General features: G+C 65.7%; 8 protein-coding genes. All 8 read left to right on the forward strand.

Features of this window, described 5'->3' with window-relative positions; genetic code table 11:
* The first annotated feature begins 88 nt into the window (after positions 1–88).
* The 8 genes from EV191_RS29765 (at position 89) to EV191_RS29805 (ending at position 6,843) form a co-directional block, all read left to right on the forward strand.
* The gene (locus EV191_RS29765) at positions 89–1,093 is read left to right on the forward strand and encodes an ABC transporter ATP-binding protein (RefSeq protein WP_132881444.1); all 1,005 of its coding nucleotides are present in this window, start codon (positions 89–91) and stop codon (positions 1,091–1,093) included.
* The gene (locus EV191_RS29770; protein ID WP_132881446.1) at positions 1,080–1,736 is read left to right on the forward strand and encodes an ABC transporter ATP-binding protein; all 657 of its coding nucleotides are present in this window, start codon (positions 1,080–1,082) and stop codon (positions 1,734–1,736) included. The genes EV191_RS29765 and EV191_RS29770 overlap by 14 nt, the downstream gene beginning before the upstream one ends.
* Positions 1,737–1,791: 55 nt before the next feature.
* Complete coding sequence (gene hisD, locus EV191_RS29775; protein WP_132881447.1) at positions 1,792–3,117, forward strand: histidinol dehydrogenase; 1,326 nt, start codon at positions 1,792–1,794, stop codon at positions 3,115–3,117.
* Positions 3,114–4,211, forward strand: a complete 1,098-nt coding sequence (locus EV191_RS29780) for a histidinol-phosphate transaminase (protein WP_132881449.1) — start codon at positions 3,114–3,116, stop codon at positions 4,209–4,211. Before hisD ends, EV191_RS29780 begins: the two co-directional genes overlap by 4 nt.
* Positions 4,208–4,807 (forward strand): imidazoleglycerol-phosphate dehydratase HisB, encoded by a 600-nt coding sequence (gene hisB / locus EV191_RS29785; protein ID WP_132881451.1) that lies wholly within the window; start codon positions 4,208–4,210, stop codon positions 4,805–4,807. The genes EV191_RS29780 and hisB overlap by 4 nt, the downstream gene beginning before the upstream one ends.
* A gap of 316 nt (positions 4,808–5,123) precedes the next feature.
* Positions 5,124–5,642 carry a DUF6879 family protein gene (locus tag EV191_RS29795; RefSeq protein ID WP_132881454.1) on the forward strand — a complete coding sequence of 173 codons (519 nt, stop codon included), beginning with the start codon at positions 5,124–5,126 and terminating at the stop codon, positions 5,640–5,642.
* Positions 5,626–6,474, forward strand: coding sequence for a Scr1 family TA system antitoxin-like transcriptional regulator (locus EV191_RS29800; RefSeq protein ID WP_132881456.1), 849 nt, complete (start codon positions 5,626–5,628; stop codon positions 6,472–6,474). Before EV191_RS29795 ends, EV191_RS29800 begins: the two co-directional genes overlap by 17 nt.
* A gap of 108 nt (positions 6,475–6,582) precedes the next feature.
* Positions 6,583–6,843 (forward strand): hypothetical protein, encoded by a 261-nt coding sequence (locus tag EV191_RS29805; RefSeq protein WP_132881457.1) that lies wholly within the window; start codon positions 6,583–6,585, stop codon positions 6,841–6,843.
* Positions 6,844–7,295 lie beyond the last annotated feature (452 nt).

Genomic DNA, 7,295 nt, shown 5'->3' on the forward strand with positions numbered 1-7,295 from the left:
GGGCGACCGAACTAGGCCGTCACCCCGGCTTCCGCCTGGTTCCTACCACACACGCCGGTTCGGCGTCTGCACAGAAGAGGGTGCACTAGTGACCGAACTCGGAACGTCCCCTTTGCTTGCGGTGGACCAGCTTTCCGTGCGTTTCCTACTCGGCCCTGGCGGTCGCAGGGGCATCGTGCACGCGGTCAGCGAGGTCGGTTTCGAGTTGCGTCCAGGGCAGGTGCTCGCGCTCGTCGGGGAAAGCGGTTGCGGTAAATCCGTGCTCGCCGCGTCGCTGCTCGGGTTGCTGCCGGCGAACGGGCAGCTGCGTGGCGCCGCCCGGCTCGGCGAGCTGGACCTGCTCAGGGCAACCGAACGAACCCTCGCCGCCGAGGTGCGGGGCCGTGATGTCGGCCTTGTCCCGCAATCCGCGGCGAGTCATCTCACGCCGGTGCGCACCGTGGGCGCGCAACTCGTGGAGGCCGTGCGCACGCTCCGACCGGAGCTCGATGACCCCGAGGCGCACGCGGTAGAGCTGGCCGCCCGCGCCGGACTGGCACCGGATGCGCTGCGGCACTACCCGCATGAGCTCTCCGGCGGCCTTGCCCAGCGGGTCGCGGTGGCGATCGCATTGGCGGGGGAGCCGAGGGTACTGCTCGCCGACGAACCCACGGTCGGTCTCGACCGGCCACTCGTGCACCGGGTCGTGGACACGCTGGCCGAGTTGGCTGCGGAGGGCAAGGCGGTGCTGCTGATCACGCATGACCTGGCCGCCGCGCGCCGGGTCGCCACCCATATCGCGGTGATGTACGCCAGCCGGATCGTCGAGCTCGGGCCGGCCGCGGAGGTGCTTGGCGAGCCGTGGCATCCGTACACCGGCGCGCTGCTGGGCGCGTTGCCCGGCGGCGGGTTCCGGCCGATACCCGGTAATCCGCCCGAGCTCACCGCGTTACCCGAGGGATGCGCCTTCTGCGCGCGGTGTCCGGAGGCGCCCGGTTATCCGCCGTGCACCGGAGATCCACGGTTGCACCGCTACGGCGAGCGCTACGTGGCCGCGCATCCGCCGATCGAGGCGCCCCGAACGGAGGTGGCGGCTTCCTATGCTGTGCGCTAACGGAATCGTCGCCGGGTACCGCCGGAACGCGCCGGTGCTCGATGGTGTGGACGTGCATATCGCGAGCGGCGAGACGGTCGGGCTTGCCGGGCCGAGCGGCTGTGGGAAATCCACCCTGGCCAGGGTGCTGGCGCTGCTGCTGCCGCCATGGCGGGGCGAGGTCTCGCTGGACGGCGTGGCGATCACCCGGTTCCGGCATGCCGCGCCGGCGGCGATGCGTACTCGCGTGGGAGTCGTATTTCAGCAGCCCCGGCTGGCCGTGGACCCTCGGTTCACCCTGCGACAGGTGATTGCCGAGCCAGTGCACGCGGCGGGTCGAAACGGCGCCGTGGACAGGACGGTCACGGATCTCGCGGACCGGGTGGGGCTCACCGGTGACCTGCTTAACCGGTGCGGCCACGAGGTCAGCGATGGCCAGCTGCAACGTGCCTGCCTGGCCCGTGCTCTCGCGCCGGAGCCGGACTACCTGGTGTGTGACGAGATGACGGCCATGGTGGACGCGTCGACGACCGCGTTACTCGTGCAGGTCGTGCGCTCGCTGATCAGCGAGCGCGGTGTCGGCGTACTGGCGATCAGCCACGACGAGGAGCTGCTGGACATCTGGGCGGACCGGGTGATCCGCCTGGACGCCTCCGGGTCGTGATCCGTTCACCACACCAGCTCGATCGTGTGCCAACGCACAGCACTACCCTTGACCTATGTTCAACCGCATTGACCTGCGAACCGCCGAGCCATCGGTGGCCGAGCTGCGCTCTGTCCTGCCGCGCGCCGAGGTGGATGTGGACGGCGTGGCTCATCAGGTCCAGCCGGTGCTCGACGCGGTCCGCGAACGCGGGGTGAGCGCGGCCCTCGAGCACACCGAGCGATTCGATCGGGTTCGGCCGGATTCGGTCCGGGTACCGAGCGACGCGTTGACCGCCGCGCTCGAGGAACTGGACCCGCGGGTGCGTTCGGCGCTGGAGGAAGCGATCAGCCGTGCCCGCGCGGTACACGACGACCAGCGCAGAACCGATGTGACGACACAGGTCGTTCCGGGTGGCGTGGTGACCGAACGCTGGGTTCCGGTGGCTCGGGTCGGCCTGTACGCGCCCGGCGGGTTGGCCGTCTACCCGTCCAGTGTGGTCATGAACGTGGTTCCGGCGCAGGCGGCCGGGGTCGATTCGCTGGTCGTCTGCTCGCCCCCGCAAGCCGAGTTCGGTGGTCGGCCGCACCCCACCATCCTGGCGGCGGCGGCCCTGCTTGGGGTGGACGAGGTATGGGCCGTCGGCGGTGCCCAAGCGATCGCCCTGCTGGCCCACGGCGGCACCGATACCGACGGCAACCAGCTCGCGCCGGTGGATATGGTCACCGGACCGGGCAATGTGTACGTCACCGCGGCGAAACGGTTGTTGCGCGGGCAGATCGGCATAGACGCCGAGGCCGGCCCCACGGAGATCGCGATCCTCGCCGACCACACGGCGGATCCCCGGCATGTCGCGGCCGATCTGATCAGCCAAGCCGAGCACGACACGCTCGCGGCCAGCGTGCTGGTGACCACGTCGGTGGAGCTCGCGGACGCGACCGAGGCCGAGCTGGCGCGTCAGGTGGCCGCGACCAAACACACGGATCGGATCAGCGAAGCATTGCGCGGCAAGCAGTCCGGCTGCGTGCTCGTGGCCGATCTGGACGCCGCGGTGCGGGTGGTGGACGCGTACGCCGCCGAGCACCTGGAGATTCAGACCGCGGACGCGCGCGCGGTGGCCAGCCGGATCCGCAACGCTGGCGCGATCTTCGTCGGCCCGTACGCGCCGGTGTCGCTCGGCGACTACTGCGCGGGTTCGAACCACGTGTTGCCCACCGGCGGCTGCGCCCGGCATTCCGGTGGCCTTTCGGTGCAGACGTTCCTTCGCGGTATCCACGTGATCGACTACTCCGAGGACGCGCTGCGCTCGGTCGCCGGGCAGGTGGTCGCGCTCGCTGACGCGGAGGACCTGCCCGCGCACGGCCAGGCCGTCACCGCGCGATTTACCGAGGAGCGAGCATGATTGGCGAGCGGGTCACCCTGGACGAGCTCCCGCTGCGGGAGGACCTGCGTGGCCGTAGCCCGTACGGCGCGCCGCAACTCGAGGTGCCGGTTCGGCTGAACACCAACGAGAACCCGTTTCCACCGCCGGCCGAGTTGGTAGCCGAGGTCACCGCGGCGGCCGAGGACGCGGCCACCCGGTTGCACCGGTACCCCGACCGGGACGCTCGCGTCCTGCGCGCGGGCTTGGCCGACTATCTCGCCGGCGCGACCGGCGTGCATCTCGGTGCGGAGAACGTGTGGGCCGCGAACGGATCGAACGAGATCCTGCAGCAGATCCTGCAGGCGTTCGGTGGCCCGGGGCGCAGCGCGCTCGGTTTCGAGCCGAGCTACTCGATGCACCCGATCATTTCGGCGGGTACCCGGACAGACTGGGTTCCCGCGCCGCGCCGACCGGATTTCACCCTGGACGCACCAGCCGCGGCGCGGCTGATCGCCGAACGGCGGCCGGATGTGGTCTTCGTGACCAGTCCGAACAACCCGACCGGGCAGTCCAGCTCGCTGACCGATATCCGGGAGATCCTGCGGGCCGCGCCGGGATTGGTCGTGGTGGACGAAGCCTACGCGGAGTTCGGCAGTGGCAGCAGTGCGATCGAGCTGCTCGGCGAGTTCCCCGCGAAGTTGATCGTATCCCGCACGATGAGCAAGGCGTTCGCGTTCGCCGGTGGCCGGCTGGGGTATCTGGCCGCCGCGCCGGCCGTGGTGGACGCGCTGCAGCTGGTGCGGTTGCCGTATCACCTGTCGGTGTTGACCCAGGCAGCGGCGACGGCGGCGCTGCGGCACGCCGAGGCGACGCTGGGTTCGGTGGCCACCCTGGCCGCCGAACGCGATCGGGTGATCGAATCCTTGCGTGGACTGGGTTTCGCTCCGGTTCCCAGTGACGCGAACTTTGTCCTGTTCGGACAGTTCAGCGATGCGGCGGAAAGCTGGCAAGCCTATGTGGACCGTGGTGTGCTGATCAGGAATGTCGGTATCGACGGTCATCTGCGGGTGACGATTGGTCTGCCGAACGAGAACGATGCCTTCCTCGAGGCGAGCAAGGAGGTGCCCCGGTGAGTCGCGTTGCCAAGGTGACAAGGGCCACGAAGGAATCCGATATCACCGTATCGGTCGATCTGGACGGTACTGGCGAAGTGTCGGTATCCACCGGAGTGCCGTTCTACGACCATATGCTCACCGCTTTCGGGGCACACGGCGCGCTTGATCTGACCGTGCGGGCGCAGGGCGATATCGAGATCGACGCGCACCACACCGTGGAGGACACCGCGATCGTGCTTGGCCAGGCTGTCGGCGAGGCGCTGGGAGACAAGCAGGGTATTCGCCGGTTCGGCGACGCGTGGATCCCGATGGACGAGGCCTTGGCGCATGCGGCCATCGATGCCTCCGGCCGTCCTTACTGCGTGCAGCTCGGCGAGCCGGAGCAGTACAACTCGTTCACCATCGGCGGGAACTACCCGTTCGTACTGACCAGGCACGTGTTCGAGTCCTTTGCCTATCACGCGCGGCTCGCACTGCACGTGCGGGTGCTGCACGGCCGGGATCCGCACCATATCGTGGAAGCGCAATTCAAGGCCGTGGCGAGGGCGTTGCGCGCGGCCACCGAATTCGATCCACGCGTGGGTGGCGTACCTTCCACGAAGGGCACCCTGTAGCCAGGGTACTACCAGGAGTTATGCAAGTACGCGGGTAGAACTTGCTCATGTCCAGCGGGGTGGCTCACGCTGTACGCATGAGACTCCAAAAGGTGTCGGGGTGCGAAAACGGCACGTGTCCAGCTGTCTACATCTCTGACCGAGGAATGGCGGTAGCCCAGGGGGACTTGGTAGCGGCGGATACCGATGGGCTCACCCTCGGAGAGGGTGAAGCCGCCGTAGAGTTGCCTCCTGACGTTGTGCTGAAGGCAGCCTCGGCACTTGCCGCAGCTCTGGGGAAGCCGGAACTAGCTCAGCGGCTTAGGGAGGTTCTGCCGTGCTCCTAGACGGGGACCAGTTCGGCCGTCGCCTCACGGGGTACGAGCGGACGGCTTGGCGTTTCGAGACTCAACCGACGTACACCATGTCGCGTGAGCAAGAGAACCTGGCCCGCTGGCGTGCGGGAGAGCCGCCGCCGCAAGGCTATAATTCCGCTTGGCATGATCGGGTGCGGGAACTCGTGTCGGCCGGTAAGTCGATCGGCCGCGTTCGCACCGTGCGGTACCCGCTTACCGAGTACCAGCGGTATCAGTGTGATTGGTCGATTCCCGGCAATATCGCAGCCGGCGAAGATATCCGCATCCTTGACCTGACGAACATCGAGCTCGACCTGCCAGCACATGACTTCTGGCTCTTCGATGATCAGCTAATAGTTGACTTGAATTTCAACCCGGATGGGACGCTGCTCAACGTTGATCAGCGCGAGAATCCGGACCTGTTGATGTACCGGAAGTGGCGTGACGCCGCCCTTGCTCACGCTGTGCCCTATAGCGAGTGGAATGCTCGAACCAGATAAGGAGAAGCGAGACCGTAAAGACCTGGCGACGACGCTACGGGAACTACGGAAGGCCGCCGGGCTCTCCGGGGACAGGCTGGCGGCCCGTGTCTCGATGTCTCAGTCGAAGATCAGCCGGATTGAATCCGGCCGTATCCTGCCGACCGTTGCCGACGTCGAGCGGATTATTCAAGGACTTGAGTCCGTGCCGTCCAAGACCGCACAGGATGTACTCTCGCTGGCACGGGCGGCTAACGTTGACTATGCATCGTGGCGCACCGCTGCGCGTGTCGGTATCTGGCGTAAGCAAGCCGAAATCAAGGCGCTTACCGAATCGTCGTCGACAGTCCGGCACTTCCTGCCGATCATGCCGTCCGGCCTCTTACAAACGGCTGAGTACGCCCGTGCCGCGCTGACTCCGGTAATCGAGGGCAATCCTGCCAGGGATATAGACCGTGCTGTGCAGGCGCGTTTGGCTGCTCAGGACGCGTTGAACGATGAGTCTAGACAGTTTCGCTTCCTCCGGACCGAACAAGCCACAAGGCTGAAGCGTGCTCCGTCTCCCGTCATGGCTGATCAACTACGGCACATGTGTGAAGTATCCCAACGGTCGAACGTAGATCTGGCTATCCTGCCCAACTCGGCACTGGTGGGGGCGAGTCCGCTGAACATCTTTGTCGTCTACGACGATCGGTTGGTTATCGTAGAAGTGTTTTCGGGAGAAATAGCGCTGCGGGACTACCGCGACGTTTCGTACCACCTGAACGTGTTCGACTACTTTTGGCAGAACTCTCTCGTAAGAAAGAACGCGATCGCGTTTCTCAACTCGATAGCCGAGGAGTTTATGTCATGACCGAACCTCAAAACGATCGTGGGTGGAGCTCGGAGTACGGGCCCTAGATCATGCAAAGACTCGGGTAAGTCTCGCTTCTTCTGAAAGTGCCGAAATACCCTTGTATTCATGGACGATGAACACATCGCTGCATTGCGGAAACTTGTACTTGCCGGCTGGTCGGGCGTGCCACTCGGCAACCCAGCTGAACCTGAGGCGTTGGTATATACACGAGGTCGGTTAGGCATCCTGGACTCGGTTCACGTTCGGTCCTACGACAACGCGATGGCCATTCGGGCAGAGCGCGGGCGTAATACGCGAACAAGCGAAGGACCGGTAAGCAAAGTGGTTGCCGATGTGCTGTCCTGGCAAAAGGGCGACGACGCGTGAGCAGTCAGCTAGATCCCAGCTTTCTCCCGCCCGGTGTACGGGCCGAGACGTTCACGTATCGCAACGGCCGGAAAACCACGGTGTACAAGGCGCCGTACCAGACCGAAGGTCCCGTTGTACGCAAAGCGCCGAACGGGAGACGAGTCCTAGTGTTCGTCTACGCATCATTCGTGTTCGAATGGAGCGAAGGTAGTGGCTCCGTGCTGATCGGAATGGGTACGCTCCGGCGCTACTCGAGGAACTGGTCGCAGCCGATCCATGCGCCATGGTCGGAGCAAGCCCTAACCCAGTTCGGTCAGCAGTGGGCACTGGCCCATATGGCGAAGTTCCGGACACGACGACCGCAAGATACCTAAATGTAGTGCCTTGGGAGGTTGTGAACGGGGGGACGCGTGATCGGATGATCTTGTGTGGGTGAGGGCCTCCGGGGTTCGGTGTGGATGTCGATGTCT

It is taken from the genome of Tamaricihabitans halophyticus (genome assembly GCF_004340875.1).
GTDB classification, from domain to species: domain Bacteria; phylum Actinomycetota; class Actinomycetes; order Mycobacteriales; family Pseudonocardiaceae; genus Tamaricihabitans; species Tamaricihabitans halophyticus.